The sequence below is a fragment of the Paenibacillus koleovorans NBRC 103111 genome (assembly GCF_004000845.1).
Classification (GTDB): Bacteria; Bacillota; Bacilli; order Paenibacillales; family NBRC-103111; genus Paenibacillus_AA; species Paenibacillus_AA koleovorans.
Genome location: NZ_BIMA01000018.1, coordinates 57,230 through 73,903 on the forward strand (window position 1 = coordinate 57,230; position 16,674 = coordinate 73,903).

14 protein-coding genes and 1 pseudogene are annotated in these 16,674 nt (G+C 51.6%); all 15 read left to right on the top strand.

Annotated elements, in window-relative coordinates; genetic code table 11:
- The first annotated feature begins 112 nt into the window (after positions 1-112).
- The 15 genes and pseudogenes from PKO02S_RS08655 (at position 113) to PKO02S_RS08720 (ending at position 16,596) form a co-directional block, all read left to right on the top strand.
- Positions 113-3,190, top strand: coding sequence for an S-layer homology domain-containing protein (locus tag PKO02S_RS08655; RefSeq protein ID WP_127581178.1), 3,078 nt, complete (start codon positions 113-115; stop codon positions 3,188-3,190).
- A 110-nt stretch (positions 3,191-3,300) separates the two neighbouring features.
- Positions 3,301-3,912, top strand: coding sequence for a hypothetical protein (locus PKO02S_RS08660; RefSeq protein ID WP_246066884.1), 612 nt, complete (start codon positions 3,301-3,303; stop codon positions 3,910-3,912).
- A gap of 92 nt (positions 3,913-4,004) precedes the next feature.
- Positions 4,005-4,274, top strand: coding sequence for an alpha/beta-type small acid-soluble spore protein (locus PKO02S_RS08665; RefSeq protein WP_127581181.1), 270 nt, complete (start codon positions 4,005-4,007; stop codon positions 4,272-4,274).
- Positions 4,275-4,461: 187 nt separating this feature from the next.
- Positions 4,462-5,667 (top strand): methionine adenosyltransferase, encoded by a 1,206-nt coding sequence (metK, locus tag PKO02S_RS08670; protein ID WP_127581184.1) that lies wholly within the window; start codon positions 4,462-4,464, stop codon positions 5,665-5,667.
- A gap of 122 nt (positions 5,668-5,789) precedes the next feature.
- Entirely contained in the window at positions 5,790-6,326 is a 537-nt protein-coding gene (locus tag PKO02S_RS32290) for a hypothetical protein (RefSeq protein WP_164821353.1), read from the top strand.
- Positions 6,307-6,507, top strand: coding sequence for a nucleotidyl transferase AbiEii/AbiGii toxin family protein (locus PKO02S_RS33840; RefSeq protein ID WP_164821354.1), 201 nt, complete (start codon positions 6,307-6,309; stop codon positions 6,505-6,507). Before PKO02S_RS32290 ends, PKO02S_RS33840 begins: the two co-directional genes overlap by 20 nt.
- 4 nt (positions 6,508-6,511) lie before the next feature.
- Entirely contained in the window at positions 6,512-6,859 is a 348-nt protein-coding gene (locus PKO02S_RS08680) for a nucleotidyl transferase AbiEii/AbiGii toxin family protein (RefSeq protein WP_127581190.1), read from the top strand.
- An 18-nt stretch (positions 6,860-6,877) separates the two neighbouring features.
- Positions 6,878-7,150, top strand: a pseudogene (locus PKO02S_RS33845) (nucleotidyltransferase substrate binding protein); the annotation flags it as partial.
- A gap of 455 nt (positions 7,151-7,605) precedes the next feature.
- Positions 7,606-10,311 (top strand): stalk domain-containing protein, encoded by a 2,706-nt coding sequence (locus PKO02S_RS08690; RefSeq protein WP_127581193.1) that lies wholly within the window; start codon positions 7,606-7,608, stop codon positions 10,309-10,311.
- Between the two features lie 128 nt (positions 10,312-10,439).
- Positions 10,440-11,597 (top strand): sensor histidine kinase, encoded by a 1,158-nt coding sequence (locus PKO02S_RS08695; RefSeq protein ID WP_127581196.1) that lies wholly within the window; start codon positions 10,440-10,442, stop codon positions 11,595-11,597.
- Positions 11,598-11,601: 4 nt separating this feature from the next.
- Positions 11,602-12,315 carry a response regulator gene (locus PKO02S_RS08700; protein ID WP_174819892.1) on the top strand — a complete coding sequence of 238 codons (714 nt, stop codon included), beginning with the start codon at positions 11,602-11,604 and terminating at the stop codon, positions 12,313-12,315.
- 88 nt (positions 12,316-12,403) lie between these two features.
- On the top strand, positions 12,404-12,808 hold the full coding sequence (locus tag PKO02S_RS08705) for a glycosyltransferase family 2 protein (RefSeq protein WP_127581199.1): 405 nt from the start codon (positions 12,404-12,406) through the stop codon (positions 12,806-12,808).
- A gap of 70 nt (positions 12,809-12,878) precedes the next feature.
- A complete protein-coding gene (locus PKO02S_RS33170; protein ID WP_246066886.1) occupies positions 12,879-15,314 on the top strand; it encodes a helicase-related protein in 2,436 nt (811 codons plus the stop codon).
- 217 nt (positions 15,315-15,531) lie between these two features.
- Entirely contained in the window at positions 15,532-16,113 is a 582-nt protein-coding gene (locus PKO02S_RS08715) for a ComF family protein (protein ID WP_127581202.1), read from the top strand.
- 57 nt (positions 16,114-16,170) lie between these two features.
- A complete protein-coding gene (locus PKO02S_RS08720) occupies positions 16,171-16,596 on the top strand; it encodes a flagellar protein (protein WP_127581205.1) in 426 nt (141 codons plus the stop codon).
- Positions 16,597-16,674: the final 78 nt, after the last annotated feature.

A 16,674-nucleotide genomic window follows, 5' to 3' on the forward strand; every position in this document is an offset into this window, starting at 1 on the left:
TGTCTGTGTCTCTAGTTTTCTATTGATTTGGTTTACTAGTTTCTGTGACATCCAGTTGCAGACTTTTAATAGTAAATAGCGCTCAAACTCTGGGAAGGGGGTGAATAGGCCGATGAGTAAATCGAGCTTGAATCTTGAACCACATTCTCGAACATTGCAAGACAATAGAGGAGGAGAAAAAAAGGTTATGAAGAAAAGTTTATCCGTACTTGTAGCGGGTGCAATGGTATCTTCCATGTTCGCATCCTTTGCATTCGCAGCTGAGTTGACAACACAAGAGAAATACGACGCACTGAAAGCAGCTGGTATCTTCGAAGGTACTGGCAACGGTTCCGAGCTGAACGCCGGCATGACTCGTGAGCAACTCGCGAAGATCATCGCTCTGGTTAAGAAATTCGACGTTTCCTCGACTGCTAGCGGCTTCACAGACGTTGCTTCCGACCGTTGGTCCGCTGGCGTTATCGCAGCAGTAGCAAAAGCACAACCAATGATCATGGACGGTACAGCTCCTGGCGTGTTCAACCCAGAAGGCACTGTAACTGTAGAGCAACTGGCAACTGTAGTTGTTCGCGCATTGGGTCTGCAAGTTGAAGCTAACCCATCCGTTACTGGTAAAGTATCCGATTGGGCGAAAGGTTATGTTGCTGCAGTCGTTAAAGCTGGTCTGTTGCCAGCTCAAACCGACTACACAACTGACGCACCTCGCTCGCTGTTGGTAGAAACTACTTATTCCGCAGTTCAAGCAGAAGCAGCACCAAAAGTCAAAGAAGCTGTTGCAGTTGACAGCAAAAAAGTGAAAGTTACATTCAGCGACAATGGTGTAGCCGAGAAAACTCTTGACACTGCTCTTGAGTCGGGCAAAGCTACTGACGTAACTGTAACTTACAAAGATCGTAGCTATACGGTTTCAGTTACTTACAAAGCACCTACAGTTGCAGCTTCTGTAGCTGGTGCTAAGAAAATTAAAGTTGAATTCGGTTCGGCTGTGGATTCCTCGAAAGTAACTTTCGCAGTGAAAAACGGTTCCAACCCAGTCAACACTTCCAAGCAAACTTGGGCTGATGACAAGAAGTCCGTTGTTCTGGAATTCGCAAACGCACTTCCAAAAGCTGAGTACACTGTTACTGTAACTGGTGCTACTGAAGCTGCTGTAGACCTGAAAGTCTCTGTAGAAGCTGAGAAGGTTGCTAAGATCGAGTTCACTTCCGACAAGGCAGTTCTCGACAGAGCAGGTACTAACCAAGAAGTTACAGCTGGCTACAAAGTTTACAATCAATACAACGAAGACGTTACTTCCTCATACGCTTCCAGCTTGAATTTCTCCGCTGGTAGAGGCTCAGTCGACGCCGGCACTGCAGGCGTACTGAAGCTGACTCTGACTGGGGACAACAAATTCGCAGCTGACGAGAAAATCGCAGCAAGCGTAATTCACCCATCTACTAGCACTTTCGCTTCCAGCGTATTGACAGTTTCCGCTAAAGCACAAGTAGCTTCCGTAGAATTTACTGGACTTGTTCATAATGTTACTACTAAGAAAGATCTGACGGTTGACTCGACTGCAAACGAATATGTTGTAGTGGCTACTGCAAAAGACCAATACGGTAATGCAATTGCAGCTGGCAACGCAAACTTCTTGGACACTGACCTGGTCGTGACTGTTAGCGACACTACGGTTGCTAATGTTACAGTTGCTGGCGTAGCTCCTAACCAATACGCAGACTTTGAAACTGTATCGATCGACGGATCCAACAAAATCGGCTTAAAGCTTGCTTCGGCTGCTAAGGCTGGTACGATCACATTGACTGCAATTTCGAAGAGCACTGGCAACAAAGCAACTTTCGAAATCAAAGTTGGTGACCGCTCTAAGTCCGACGCTGTATCCTTGACAGCTCCTGAACTAGCTGTAGCTAATGAAACATTTGATGTTCCGTTCAGTGTATTAGATCAGTTCGGTGCGGAAATGACTAAAGCTAGCGATCTGAACACTTCGAACGCTACTAAAGGTTTCCAAACTCTTACTGCAACAAACGCTTCTGACATTAAATTCGTTCAAGACGACGTAACTGGCAAAGCCAAGCTGCAAGTTACTACAACTGGTGCTGACGCTAAAACTGTATTGATCACAGCTGTTAGCCGCACTGGCAAAGTTGCTACTCTTTCCATCAGCGTTCAAAAAGCTAAGACTCCTACAGTAATCTCGGCTACTAAAGACATCACATTGAACCTTGCAAAAGGCGCAACTTCCAAACTGAAGATCGGCAACCTCGTTGTTCTGGATCAGTATAACAGATCGATGACTCCGACTTTGGGTGCAGACAACTACATCGTTACACTGGCTAACGGTACTGCTGCAAAAGCTTCCCTGTCGGGAACAGTTCTGAAGGCATCTGCTGATGAGATCGTGATCACAGCTCTTGAAAAAGGCTCTACATCCGTTACAGCAAAGCTGCAAAAGTGGACTGACACTAATACTAACGGAACTGTTGATGCCGGAGAAACAACTGATGTTGTGAACAGCTCCCTGACTTTCAATGTTAATGTTGTAGAGAAAGCTGACATCGCTTCGTATGAAGTAGCTGACATTACGACTATGTATGCAACTAATGATACTGGATACGGTAAAGAAATCGTAGTTAACGGTGTATTGGCAGACGGTTCGAAAGTGAAAATGCCTATGGCTGACTTCACTGTAACTTCCGCAGTATACTATAACACTACTGATGGTAAAATCTATGGCGACCAAGCATTTGCCGATACTTTCGGCGGAGCAAACAAAGAGAAAGCTGTCCCAGTTGTTGTAACGGTTAACGGCGCAAGCGGTCCTCAAACCATTGTTAAGACTGTAACGTTCTCCAACGCTGCAAAAGAAATTAAGACTTTGGCCCTGAAGTCTGTTGGCACAACTGTTGGTACATCCAAGGTTGAGTCCGCAGGTCTGGTTTCCGAGCTGCTGAGCGGTTTGGATACAGATGCTGAGGTTCGCGCAATGGTTCGTGCAATCGTAGTATCTAAGGATCAATACGGCGTAGAATGGACTACTAATGAGTTCACTGACGCAGGTATCATCATTACTCCTCCTTCAGGCAAGACACTGGCTACAATTGTAGCTGGCGACAAACTGAGCATTACTGCAGTTAACGGTAGCAACGTAATCTCCTTCACGGTAGTTGCTAAAGCTAACCCAGTATAAGAATTATCGTCCTAAAAAAGAAGTCGAGACATAGTCTCGGCTTCTTTTTCTTGCCTCTACTAGTGAAACTTCGCTATGATAGATATGGACTGCTAGAACAGGAGGTTCAAATGAAACCCAAAAAACTCAAGTTTCTATATCTCTCAGCACTAATGGGCGGAGCAATATGGATTGGAATGGTAATTACATCTAATGCAGACAGTAGTACAGCAACAACACCAGGCTCCATCGACGACCCGGTCATAACCAAGAGCTACTTCGATCAACAGATCAACCAAAAGGTAGCGGAGGCTATGGTGGGGCAGTCGGGGAATGGGTCGGCGGCGTTGCAGCAGGCGGTGAAGGCGGAAGTGGAGAAGTTGAAGCAGGAGCTGTTGGCAAGCGGCGTAGGGTCCGGGACAGGGACAGGCAATGGCACGGGTAACGGAACCGGCAATACAGGCGCGGATACTCAATTACAGGTAGTGGAATTAGCGGCGGGAAAAACGCTTTACGCAGGGGTAGGTACTGAACTTATTGTACGAACAGGCAAGACGGTAGCGGTGAGTAACGATGATAATGGAATTCCGGATGTGACGGCGGGGAAAGATATAGCGGCGGGTACGTCGATTGAGAATAATCATTTGCTGATATTTCCGCGCGAAGGGCGCGGGGTGAAATCGGACCCTAAGAATACCGATCCCATCTTCATTATCGTTCGAGGCAGTTACATAATTCCATGACCAATATTTCCGGTTTTGACAAGAAGTTCGACGGGTTGAGATTGGATGGGCAGCCATACTAAGCGTACACCACACAAGGAGGTTACACTTAAATGGCGAGAAGAGCAAAGTTGGTACCGGGTTGTGCAGATGCTTTGAATCAAATGAAGTATGAAGTTGCGGCTGAGTTGGGGATTGATTTCGGGCAGGCAGCTGGAGCTAACAATAGTGATGTAGAATTTGCCGGTGATCTTGGATCTGCAGCATCTGCAGGCGGAATGCGTTCCAGTTACTTAGGCAACCTAACGGCGCGTGAAGCGGGGGCTGTAGGCGGTTCGATTACGCAACGGTTGGTCCGCATGGCACAACAAATGGAATCCTAATATTCCAACATATTCGGACGTTCAATTATTGACAGCACTCGACAATTCGAGTATGATTTTTAGTTGAAGGTCATGCTTACCAATGCAACCTTTTCCCATCGGAAAAGGTTCATTTTTTTGGAACGACACTGTTCAGTGTAGAACCGTCCTTGTTATTATATACTAAGGTTCAGGAGGTTGATTCATTATGGCGGTACAAAAAAGAAAACGTTTGTTCACATCTGAATCGGTTACGGAAGGACATCCGGATAAGATTTGCGACCAAATCTCGGACGCAGTCTTGGATGCATTCCTGCAAAACGACCCCAACGCGCGCGTAGCTTGCGAAGTGTCCGTAGCCACTGGTCTTGTCCTGGTTATTGGTGAAATCACAAGCAGCGCCGATTACGTAGATATTCCGGCCATCGTACGGAAAACCATCAAGGAAATCGGGTATACTCGCGCCAAGTACGGCTTTGACGCTTCCACTTGCGCGGTCCTTACATCTCTGAACGAGCAATCCGCCGACATCGCTATGGGCGTGGACAAAGCGCTTGAAGCCAAAGAAGGCACAATGACGGACGAGCAGATCGAAGCGCTAGGCGCCGGTGACCAAGGTCTAATGTTTGGATTCGCGGTCAACGAGACTCCAGAGTTGATGCCGCTACCGATCGCATTGGCTCACCGCCTGGCACGCCGCCTTTCCGAAGTTCGGAAGAATGGCACGCTTCCTTACTTGCGTCCGGACGGCAAAACGCAAGTTACGGTTGAGTACGAGGACGACAAGCCTGTTCGCGTCGACGCGATTGTGGTGTCCACTCAGCATGCGGAAGAGATCACTTTGGAGCAAATCCAAAAGGACATCAAAGAGCATGTCATCCGGCCGGTTGTACCTGCCGAGTGGCTGGATGACCAAACGAACTATTTCATCAACCCAACCGGTCGTTTCGTAATCGGCGGTCCTCAAGGGGATGCCGGTCTGACTGGCCGTAAAATTATCGTAGATACTTATGGTGGTTATGCTCGTCACGGCGGGGGCGCTTTCTCCGGTAAGGATCCGACGAAGGTTGACCGTTCTGCTGCCTATGCAGCTCGCTATGTTGCTAAAAACTTGGTAGCAGCGGGCCTCGCTGAGAAAGTAGAAATTCAACTGGCATATGCTATCGGCGTAGCTCGTCCGGTTTCGATTGCAGTCGACACATTCGGCACAGGCAAAGTAAGCGAAGAGAAGCTGGTTGAACTGATCCGCAGCAACTTCGACTTGCGTCCAGCCGGCATCATCAAGGAACTGAAGCTGCGCAACCCGATTTACAGCAAAACGGCGGCTTATGGCCACTTTGGTCGTACCGATATCGACGTTCCGTGGGAGCGTACTGACAAGGCAGAAGAGCTTCGCAAGCAAGCACTGGCGTAAAACAAACCGATCTACAACGGAAGCACCGTTCTCTGAGCCAACAGGGGACGGTGTTTTTTGTTGAATAAATGTATATAATAATAGTTAAGAGGCAGTTCTGAATCGGAAAGGACGTGAGACCATTGAGTGTAAAAAAAATTCCATCCACAACTATTTTTTGCTACATTTCAGGTATTCACTCCTTGAATATCGATCTAGGTGACGGGACCGGTTATGATTGGCATTTCATGAATTATTGGCTGGATGGAACAAAGCCCATAAAATTGTACGGGGAAAATCAAGAGATAAACACAAATGGGATTTATGGCTATTACGGAATAGCAGACAGAAGTAAAGAGTTAAATAAAATTGGAATAAAAGTGAATCAGATCTATATGGCCAATCATCATCGTGCTATTTTGGACTTGGTCTACGAAAGTCTCACCAAATACAATCAAATTGGTTATGCCAAGGGGTGCGTCAGTGATTATTTTTTTGAGAAAAACGATGTCTACGAGCTGTTCTATCAACTAACTCTTCAACTGGAACATCTGAATGAGGAGAGGAGAGAAATTCTGGATGAGTGGTTATCTAGAGAGTTTAGGCCTTTCCATAAAGCTAGAAGAGCTGGAACCCTACAAATTAGAACGATTGGAGATCATGCGACGAATATTATCTAAGATCAATCAAAGCATAAACTCGGATAATTTTGTATTAAAGGGCGGGACTGGCCTATTATTTTGTCATGGCTTGGACCGTTTCTCGGAGGATATCGACCTGGATGCAATTAGACGAGTAGGATTGGAAAAAGAAATCTCCGCCGCTTGTAACGAGATGGGTAAATATTCAGTAGTTTCATAAACCCTTGCTGCTGAAAAAGCTAAATTCGATAGAAAATGCAAACGGAATTAGGGTGTACTCGCTTCGTGATTTACTCAATATGAAGCAAGTTGCCTTTATTCAAAGAGACAAAGTGAGAGATTTCTATGATATTTATTGGTGTTTGAAGAAATACCCGGAGTTGTTTGATGTGAATTTCTCCAGTCAAATTCTTGAAGCCCTTCACTTTAAAGGTGTAGATACAATTGTTGAAATTTTAAAAGACGAGGCTTCAGAGGATCATATTTTGAGCAAATTGGATGCAGAATCGATTATGCTAGAGTTTATGACACTCCTGGAGTCCAGAATAGCAGATAACGATTGGAATGGATAAAGAAGAGTTGACTTATTCGGCAAAGCTCTGTCCACCTTGGAGGCAGCAGTTCATTATCCAGAAAAAGACGAATTTTTGGCGGATGCTACGATTCAGCGCTTTGAATATACATATGAACTATCATGGAACGCCATAAAGGCTGTACTAGAACTCAAAGGGGTGTACCTGAAGTATCCGAAGGATTTGTTTATGGAAGCCTATTCGGCGGGATGGTTGGACAATAGTAACCGAATACTACGATTGTCTCGAACAGTTGCATCTAAGCTGAAGGAGGCGCTGCAACATGATTAACCATGTACCCGAGAAAATCCTGAAGCGTTTAGTCGATGTTGCAAGGCAGGAGCCTTCTATTGATCAGTAGGAAGCTGCCGGCTTGTACATATTGGATGTGGTTCGCCACGATGAACTGGCTAGCCCTGAATTTGAGAAAGAGATTCACAGGGACGGCATTCTGTTATATGATAGAGAGGCTACAGCGGCCAAGGCCTATTGAAGGGATACGATACACAATCATTCAGAACTAACGGAAGCACCGTTCTCTGATCTTTCAGGGAGCGGTTTTTTTATCGAAAAAAGGTCCCAAATCGAAAGGACTATACGAAACGTATAAGAGCCCTCACGCGACTGGCGATACAAGATGAAGCTTCATTTTATCGTAACTTTTTGCGAGCAAATGGAGTCTATACTTACTAGAGAGAGAGAGAGAAAGAGAAGGCAGATTACTAGGAATGGAGAGAGACACCGGAATGGCAGTTGTGACCCCTACGCAGAAAAAGTCGAAAAAGAGCAAGGTAACTACCACACTAGCGCTGACAGCGCTTATGCTGCTGCAGAGCATCTGGACGCCAACACCTACCGCACAGGCAGCAGAACCAGCAGAGTCGCCAGTCAAACTAATCAGCGAAGAGCCGATCACGTCAGGCGCCATTCTCAAGCGTTACGAGTATCAATTCGATAGAGGCAACAAGCCGGTCAAAGTGAATGCGAATGTAGTAGAGGTAGATTTGAAGAATCCACTGGTTCGCCTAGACACGATGGCTGGCACGAACGGACAGTTTACGAAGAAGCAAACGGTACGCGAAATGGCCAATGAGACGGGCGCCGTAGCCGGGATCAATGGCGATTTCTACAACACGCAAGCGGAAGGCGTACCGATGGGTCCGCAGATCATGAACAACAAGGTGCTCGCTACGCCGCCCTATTTGCCGGGGTTCTTCACCTTTGCGCTAACGCGTGACAACAAGCCGGTGGTCGATCTGTTCACGTTCCAGGGACAAGTAACGGCCAGCAACGGCGCTTCTTATCCGCTCGGCGGAGTGAACAAAACGTACTACTGGTACGAGGATGACGGAATGCATGAAGGCGGCAAACACGCCTATATCGACGGGCTGTACATGTACACGAACACATGGGGGCAAATCGAGCGCTCCAACGACGGGGTCACGGTACCGACGGAGATCCTGGTACAAAACGGAATTGTAAAACAAATCGCGTTGTCCGGCGTCATCAATCAGGTAGCACCGGTCGACGGATACATTCTAAGAGCGGCTGGCAAGGCGGATGAGTTCGTCCGGAAAAATATCAAAGTAGGCGACAAAATCCAGTCCGATTATAAAATGTTTGCTCAGGACTTCAGCAAATCGTATGACGTAGCCAGCTTCAAAATGATGATAGGTGGAGGGTCGATTTTAGTAGAAGACGGAAAGGTAGCTTCTTATTCTCGCGAAGCAAGCGGAGTCGACGGCTACTCTTATCGCTCCAGAACGGCAATGGGCTATTCCAAGGATGAACGATACGCCTATCTCATTACAGTAGAAAATGCAGGTGAGAGCAAAGGGATGAGTTTGCCGGAGCTGCAGCAGTTTATGATCAAAATCGGCGTATGGAAAGGATTAAACCTCGACGGAGGGGGGTCGACCCAACTCATCACAAGGCCTCTAGGGGAGTTTAACAATGTACTGACGAGCGTTACGGAATACGGTGGCACTTACGAACGGAGAGTGGTCAACGGAGTAGGAGTGTACTCGAACGCGCCAAAGGGAGAAGTCAAAGAGATCGCGCTCAAAGGCGCTACCACGCTCTTTTTGAACGAAAAGGCGACCTATAGCTTGAAAGCTTATGACATTTACTATAACCCGGTGGACCTGGGAAGCCAAAATACAGCGCAAACAATTTGGTCGACTTCGCAACCGATCGGGACATTCAACGGCAACACATTCACGGCTCTGCAACCAGGGCAAACCACTTTAACCGTAAAATCGGGACAAGCCTCCAAACAGCTGGACGTAGAGATCATCGGAAAAAATCAACTCGCAAGCTTGAAAGTTCAGCCGTCGTCGCAAGCGTTGCTGCCCAATGCCATCTACAAGCTGCCTGTAGTGGCAATGACCAAGAGCGGCATCACTCGTACCGTTCCGCCTGAATTGATCAAATGGCAGATAGAAGGCTTCAAAGGTCAAATCGAAGGCGACAAGCTGACGGTCCAATCAATCGATGCAGGAACCAAACAAGGACGCCTGTATGCGCAATACGACGGGTTTACGACAATGGTCGCCATGACGGTTGTGCAGCAGCAAACTTTGTTGGATTTTGAAGCAGCGGCTTCGACACCAATCGCGTTCACGGGCTTTCCCGCAGAGGTGGCGGGAACGGCCAAGAGGTATTCGGCGCCGGGTATGCCATCAGGAGCGTATGGGCTGTCGCTGGCATACGATTTCACGAAAGGAACCGGCACTAAAGCGGCTTACGCAGCATTCGGAACCAACGGAACAGGTATTGCCGTCCCTGGACAACCGACAGCCCTCTCGCTAAAGGTAAAAGGAGACAACAGCTTCAACTGGGTCCGAGCGGAAATCATAGATGCTGCCGGACAATCCAAGCTGATCGACCTGACCCAATATATGAATTGGACGGATTGGAAAACGCTGACCGCCGATCTGAAAACGTACAACGTGACTTATCCGATTACATTGAAGCGCGTATACGTGGCGAACCCGCTGAATGGTCAAGATGAGCGAGCCGCAAAAGGGGAAGTGCTGTTTGACGACATCGCTTTCCAGTATGCGAATCCGATCACAACTCCACGCAACTACGTGAAGCTGAAGATCAACGAGAAGTCGTTGACGGTCAACCAATCGACGATCGTCCTCGATCAGGCGCCGGTCATTTATAAAGACAACACAGTCGTGCCGGTTCGTTTCGTGGTGGAGGCGATGGGCGGTCAATTGACTTGGAACGATCAAGAACGCAAAGTGACAATCCTCAAGGACGACCATTATGCGGAAATGTGGCTGGACAACCCGAACCTAATCATGGACGGCACGGTGGTCACGGCGGAGGTAGCCCCGTTGTTGATGAATGAGCGCACGATGGTCCCTTTGAGACTTTTGTCCGAGAAGATGGGCTGGAAAGTAGGCTGGGATGCAGCGACGTACTCAGTAACATTGGAATAATTTAGTTCTATATCATCACGTCAAAAGCGCTAGAAATATGATAGTATATAGGGTAGTACGGCTCTCGGCGCAGCTAAGCCTGTCGAAAAAAATGAGGCCATCATGTTAGCAAAGGGGCTTTGGTTGACTTGCAATTCGATGCCATCGACAAGGTTATTAAGAATGCCATAGGAGTCATGGAGTCTAGCAAATATCAAATTTTCGAAATTTGCGAAAGCGCCCGCTCCGAATGGGAGGCTCTGAACAAGGAACTGCAGCAGGTGAAAGACGATGCCACCTTGACGATCGAGCAGGTCGACCGGCTTGAACTGGAATACAAACGAGCTAGAATTCGGCTTACGGAAGTAAGCCGAGACTTTCACCGTTTCAAGGAAGAGGACATCCGAGTCGCCTATGAGGCCGCCACCCAGTTGCAGCTGCAGTTGACAATCGCGCGCGAGAAGGAGCATCAGCTTCGAGCCCGGCGGGACGAGCTTCAGAAGCGAATCAAGAACTTGGACAAGACGATCGAGCGGGCGGAAGCGTTGGTCATGCAGATGAACGTCGTGCTCGAGTATTTGTCCGGCGACCTCAATCAAGTGACGCGCATTCTCGAATCGGCGAAGAACCGGCAGCAGATGGGGCTTAAGATTATCGTCGCTCAGGAAGAAGAGCGCAAGCGGATCGCGCGCGAAATTCACGACGGTCCGGCGCAGGCGATGGCCAACATTGTGCTGCGTTCCGAAATTGCGGAGCGGATGCTGGCCCGGAACGAGTACGTGGCGGTCAAGGAAGAGCTATCCGACTTGAAGGCGCAAGTACGCTCAGGGCTGGAGGAAGTGCGCAAAATTATTTTCAATCTGCGGCCGATGGCGTTGGATGATCTGGGGCTGGTCCCGACCCTGCGCAAGTACATACAGGATTTCGAGGACCGCACGCGTATCCGGATGAAATTCGAAGTGGTCGGGTTGGAGTCGCGTCTCCCTTCCGCCATGGAGGTTGCGGTGTTCCGGCTCGTGCAGGAAGCGCTCTCTAATGTTCTGAAGCACGCCAAAGCCAGTTATGTGTTCGTGGAAGTAACGTTCCAGAAGCAAATGGTGAAGCTGGTCATCCAGGATAATGGAGTCGGCTTTAACCTCGAGCGGCTGGAGCTTCAAATCAATAAAGGCAATTCGCATTTCGGCATCATCGGGATGCGGGAGCGGGTGGAGCTGCTAGAAGGCCGGATGGATCTGGAAACCGCTATCAACGCAGGAACGAAGATCGTCATGCTAATTCCTATAAGTGGAGAGATTAGGGAGGATTGAAGATATGGAAGCGAGTCGCACAGTCAATATTGTCATCGCGGACGACCATCAGCTGCTGAGGGAAGGCGTTAAGCGGATTTTGAACATGGAAGTCGATTTCGAGGTCATCGGGGAGTGCGGAGACGGCATTCAAGTCGTTGAACTGGCGAACGAGCTGCGGCCGGATGTGGTCCTCATGGATATCAACATGCCGATCGAGAACGGGGTTGTAGCGACCGAGCGGTTGAAGCAATTTTTCCCGGAGATCAAAGTCATCATTCTGTCCATCCATGACGACGAAAGCTACGTGTTCGAGACGCTTCGCAAAGGGGCATCCGGATACTTGCTGAAGGACATGGAAGCCGAGTCGCTGATCAACGCCATTCGCTCCGTGGTGGCAGGCCATGCGTACATTCACCCGAAAGTAACAGGCAAGCTGATCAACCAGCTGCGTCGGATGACGTACCTCGACCCGAATGGGATCGGCGGTGGAGATCATTCCGCTCGAGAAGCGGGAGTCAAGTACATCCACCAAGCGAACAGCCCGCTTACGCGTCGGGAAGCCGAAGTGCTTCGTCTGCTGGCGGAAGGGAAGAGCAACAAGTCGATCGGGGAAATCCTCTTCATCAGCGAGAAAACGGTGAAAAACCACGTCAGCTCGATTCTGCAAAAGATGGAAGTCGAAGATCGGACGCAAGCGGTTATTATCGCCATCAAGAACGGTTGGGTAACCTTGTAAGACCATTCGAATAAATCCGGACTTGGACCGGCATAGCAGGAACCATAGACAGCGTAGCGGCATATACTGGAGCAAGGGAGGTGCCGCTATGTTAGTCGGATTGCTTTTGATTCTCGGAAGCTATGGATCCGCTATCGCTTTGGTCCATTTTTGTCATTCGGTGTTTCGGTGGAATCGCAAAAAGCCCCTGACTTATCTGCTCATCACGAAAAACAACGGGCTGCATATGGAATGGTACTTGCGGTCCTTATTGCTGTTCTCCTGGTTCAAGGGGCGCAAGGTGAATGTGCTGCTGCTCGACGAGGGGTCGACGGACGACACGGTTGCGATTGCCTCCCGCTTGGCGGCCGACCGGCCGAATGAAATGCAAGTGATGAAGCTCGAGGATTCGGCGCTGCTGGACGACATCATCGCGTGTTATGAGCATGAAGAAGTGGTGCTGGTGCGACTAAGCAATGAGCCGGAAATGCAGAAGCTACCGATAGCCCAATAAGTAATCGCTTTCACCCTCGATGATACATTTCGGACCGGTAGGTATAGAGAGATTCAGGTAGGAGGATGGAATGAAGGTTGTGTTGTATGGTTTGCTGGGGCGCCCGAGGGCACAATGGGAAATCAGTCTGGACATCCGTGTTGATTGCACATTCTGGTTCGAGCAGTATGGCGGAGCCGTTTCCGTCCTGGTGCTGGAGCCTGCAATGTCGCTGGGACAAGCCTTGGCGTTGAAGGAAGGATTGAACAGGAGCGAGGTTGGGGGAATAGAAGCAGAGAGTGTGTTGCAAATGGCGCGTGAGCTGGGGCGGGAGGCTGGCGTGCCGGGACGGGTGCTGGCGGCTTGGCGGTTGGATAGGGTTGAGTATGGGAGTTATTTGCAGAAGCGCTATGCTGCGCCGGAGCTGAGCTTGGCGAAGCTCGAGCGGTTGGAGGCCGAGCTGCGAGGCCGCTCGTTGACCCGCGAGGAACTAGCGGGTCTGGTTGAGGGTGCGGGCCTGGAGCCGTCGCTGGCGGCGGACTGGCCCTCGTATGTGCAGGCCGCGTATTTGCGCGGCACGGTGGGGTTGGTGGCCGGGCTCGAGTGCGTGGGGCGAGAGTCCGGGTGGGGTTGGGCCGCGCGCCTGCTCCGGCTGCTGCCGCCCTGGGGGCGGGAGGCGGTTGGCGCGGCTGCGGGGCGCGGGGTACGGCAGGCGAAGCGGCTGCATGGGCTCGGCGGCCGGAAACGCCGGCACGAGGCAAGCAGCCGCGGGAGCGTGTTGAGCATCGTGCGGCTGCTGCCCGGGCTGAATAGACGGAAGAGCGGGCACGAGGCAAGTAGTCGCTGGGGTGGATTGGGCCTCGTGTGGCGGTTGCTCGGGTTGAAGAGCAGGAAGCGTGGGTACGCGCCAGGCAGCCGCGTGAGCGACGGCAAGCCTCCCGTGCGCGAGCTCCGCGGCCTGCGCTGCCGCCGCTGCGGCAGCGGGGCGTCGCGGCTGCACGCGACGGAGTGCCCGCACTGCGGCGGCCCGTGCGCCTACTGCGAGGCGTGCCTCGCCCTGGGACGGCAGCGCGAGTGCTCGCTGCTCGTCCGCGGGCTCGGCCCGCTGCAGCCCTCGCGCCCGCCGGGCGGGCCATCCGCCCCCACCCTCGCCGACGACGCAGAGCGTCGTCTCGGCAAGTGGGGGCTCAGCCCCGCCCAGCGGGCGGCCGTGCAGGAGGCGCTCGCGTTCCACGCGTTCGCTGCGCCTCCACACCCAGCCCCCGGCCGTGCGCACCCCGCTGCGGCCGAAGGGCGGTCGATCGCGGCGCAGTCGACGCCGATCGTCCAGCAGCTCGTGCGTTCCGGTGCGTCCGCACGAGTAGGGGGCAGCGGTTCGCACAAGCCGTGGCCCATGTTGCCCGTCAGCAGACGGCTACGGGGGTTCATCGACATACGTAACCGCAGACACGAAATGCCGGCGACCTTCCATGCCTCGACCGTCAAAGGAGCTTATCATGGACCTTCCGCTCCCCAGCAGCCCCGATCCTTCCTGATCTGGGCCGTCACCGGCGCGGGCAAGACGGAGATGATCTTCCCGCTCATCGAAGCCGAGCTCGCCCGCGGCGGAGCAGTTCTCATCGCCACGCCGCGGCGCGACGTAGTCCTCGAGCTCCGTCCGCGCATCGAACGGGCGTTCCCCGAGCGGTCGGTCGTTACGCTCTATGGGGGCAGCGAGGACCGATGGAAGCGCGGCGACATTACCTTGGCGACTACGCATCAGCTCATGCGGTTCCACCAAGCGTTTGACCTGATCATTATCGATGAACTCGACGCATTTCCTTACCATAACAATCCCGAACTGCAGTTTGCCGCCGCTCAAGTGTGCAAGCCGCAAGGCCTATACATACTGCTGTCGGCCACCCCGCCCGCGCAGCTGCAGCGCGAGGTCCGGAGGAAGCGGCTCGCCCATGTTCGCGTACCGGTGAGGTTTCATCGACACCCGCTGCCGATTCCGAAGCTGCTCCGATGCAAACGCAACCAGCCCCTATCCAGCGCTTCCATCCAGGCGATCGAACGATCTTTAGCCCGAGGCGCTCAGCTATTCGTGTTCGTCCCGAAAATCAAGGAAGTCGACACCATCGTTCTGCAACTCCGCAAACGGCTCGCCAAGCACGCGATCCCGATCGAGGGCACTTCCTCTCAAGACCCTGAGCGAACCGGGAAAGTCAGCGACTTCCGTGCCGGGCGTATCCGCATCCTGGTGACGACCACCATTCTGGAACGCGGCGTAACGGTTCCGAAGACCGACGTATTTATCCTGCAAGCCGATTCCCGCCTGTTCGACGAAGCTTCGCTCGTGCAGATGGCTGGGCGGGCCGGTCGCTCCAAGGACGATCCGTATGGTTTTGTATACTTTATCGCTCCGGACAAAACAAACGCCCAAGCAGGCGCCATTCGCCAAATCCGCCAGATGAACAAGCTCGCCCGCGAGAAAGGCTACCTACTTCCCGAAAGGAGGACGCGCGCAAGCGCCTATGACGCATAAGCTATTGCAATGGACTCGCCATTTTCGCCTAAACCTGGAATCCTTGCTACACCCAGCCGCCAACAAATGCGCTTACTGTGAACGAAGCACCAAACGGCGGCCAACGCCAGCTCACTTGCGCCCGAATCATCCTTCGCACCTACAGCAGCTTGCACCACCTCAGCTTTCCGCCTTATGCGACCGCTGCCAAGAGCAAGTCGAGTGGATTCTGCCCCCGGTGCAATGCCAAACCTGCGGACGCGCCGACCCTTGCGAGGACTGCGGGAAGCGCCAACACACCTATTTTGCCCACAGTCGGAGCTCGGTTCGTTACACGGCTGCACTCAAGCCATGGCTCGCTCGGTTCAAATACCGCGGAGACGAACGGCTGCAAACCCTTTTCGCCGATATGCTTGAACTAACCTTCTCGCAGCATTACAGCAATCTGTCCGTCGACCTCATCACCTATGTGCCGATCAGCCAAGAGCGTCACGAGGAACGCGGGTTCAATCAAGCCCAGCTTCTAGCGGAAGAGCTCGGCCGCCGTCTGGCTATTCCGGTAGAGCCGATGCTCATCCGCACCCGTCACACCGCCAAACAGAGCTACAAAAACCGTTCAGCCCGCATCGAAGATATGAAACAAGCGTTTGCCATCCACCCGGATACCCAAAAACAGTTATTAACATTCAGGGACTTTAGGCCGATAAATATAGTAATCATCGATGACGTATATACGACAGGCAGTACGCTCAATCAGTGCGCCAGGATCATCGGGCGGCATGTGCCGGGCCGGATCTACGGGTTGACCTGGGCCAGATAGAGTCAACCATGCCGACAACGGCTAAGCCTACTACCATTTTGAAGGGGTGCCATTCTTATGGCTATGAATTTAGATAATTGTCCACAATGCGGCAAGCTCTACGTCAAAAACAGCTACAATGCCTGTCCAGCCTGCCTCCGAGCGGTAGAAGACCAGTATCAGGCGTGCGTCCAGTTTTTGCGGAGAAATCGCACGAGCAGTATTTACGAGTTGAGCGAAGCTACGGGCGTAAGCGTCCGGCAAATTACGAAGTTTATTCGGGAGGGGCGCATTACGAACCGGGAGGCCCCCAATGTGCAGACGCCGTGCGAGGTGTGCAATGGACCGGTCAAGGACGGGCATATTTGCGACACGTGCCGGATGAAGCTGAGCCGCGATGTGAATCACTTGAAGGAAGACGTCAAACGGCGCGACGAAGAGCGTCAGAAATTGGGCAATACGTTCCAGATCAAGGACCGCGGGGATGACAAAAAGCGACTTTAGCGGGTAGGCGGAATCACCAGGAAATTACCACTAAATACCCACGCTGACGCTATTAACATTCCTGTGCGACCTTCCGAT

Excerpts from the sequence above, each read along its gene's own strand:
- PKO02S_RS08655 (WP_127581178.1), top strand. The coding sequence starts at position 113 with ATGAGTAAATCGAGCTTGAATCTTGAACCACATTCTCGAACATTGCAA.
- PKO02S_RS08660 (WP_246066884.1), top strand. The coding sequence starts at position 3,301 with ATGAAACCCAAAAAACTCAAGTTTCTATATCTCTCAGCACTAATGGGC.
- PKO02S_RS08665 (WP_127581181.1), top strand. The coding sequence starts at position 4,005 with ATGGCGAGAAGAGCAAAGTTGGTACCGGGTTGTGCAGATGCTTTGAAT.
- metK (WP_127581184.1), top strand. The coding sequence starts at position 4,462 with ATGGCGGTACAAAAAAGAAAACGTTTGTTCACATCTGAATCGGTTACG.
- PKO02S_RS33840 (WP_164821354.1), top strand. The coding sequence starts at position 6,307 with ATGCGACGAATATTATCTAAGATCAATCAAAGCATAAACTCGGATAAT.
- PKO02S_RS08690 (WP_127581193.1), top strand. The coding sequence starts at position 7,606 with ATGGCAGTTGTGACCCCTACGCAGAAAAAGTCGAAAAAGAGCAAGGTA.
- PKO02S_RS08700 (WP_174819892.1), top strand. The coding sequence starts at position 11,602 with ATGGAAGCGAGTCGCACAGTCAATATTGTCATCGCGGACGACCATCAG.
- PKO02S_RS08705 (WP_127581199.1), top strand. The coding sequence starts at position 12,404 with ATGTTAGTCGGATTGCTTTTGATTCTCGGAAGCTATGGATCCGCTATC.
- PKO02S_RS33170 (WP_246066886.1), top strand. The coding sequence starts at position 12,879 with ATGAAGGTTGTGTTGTATGGTTTGCTGGGGCGCCCGAGGGCACAATGG.
- PKO02S_RS08720 (WP_127581205.1), top strand. The coding sequence starts at position 16,171 with ATGGCTATGAATTTAGATAATTGTCCACAATGCGGCAAGCTCTACGTC.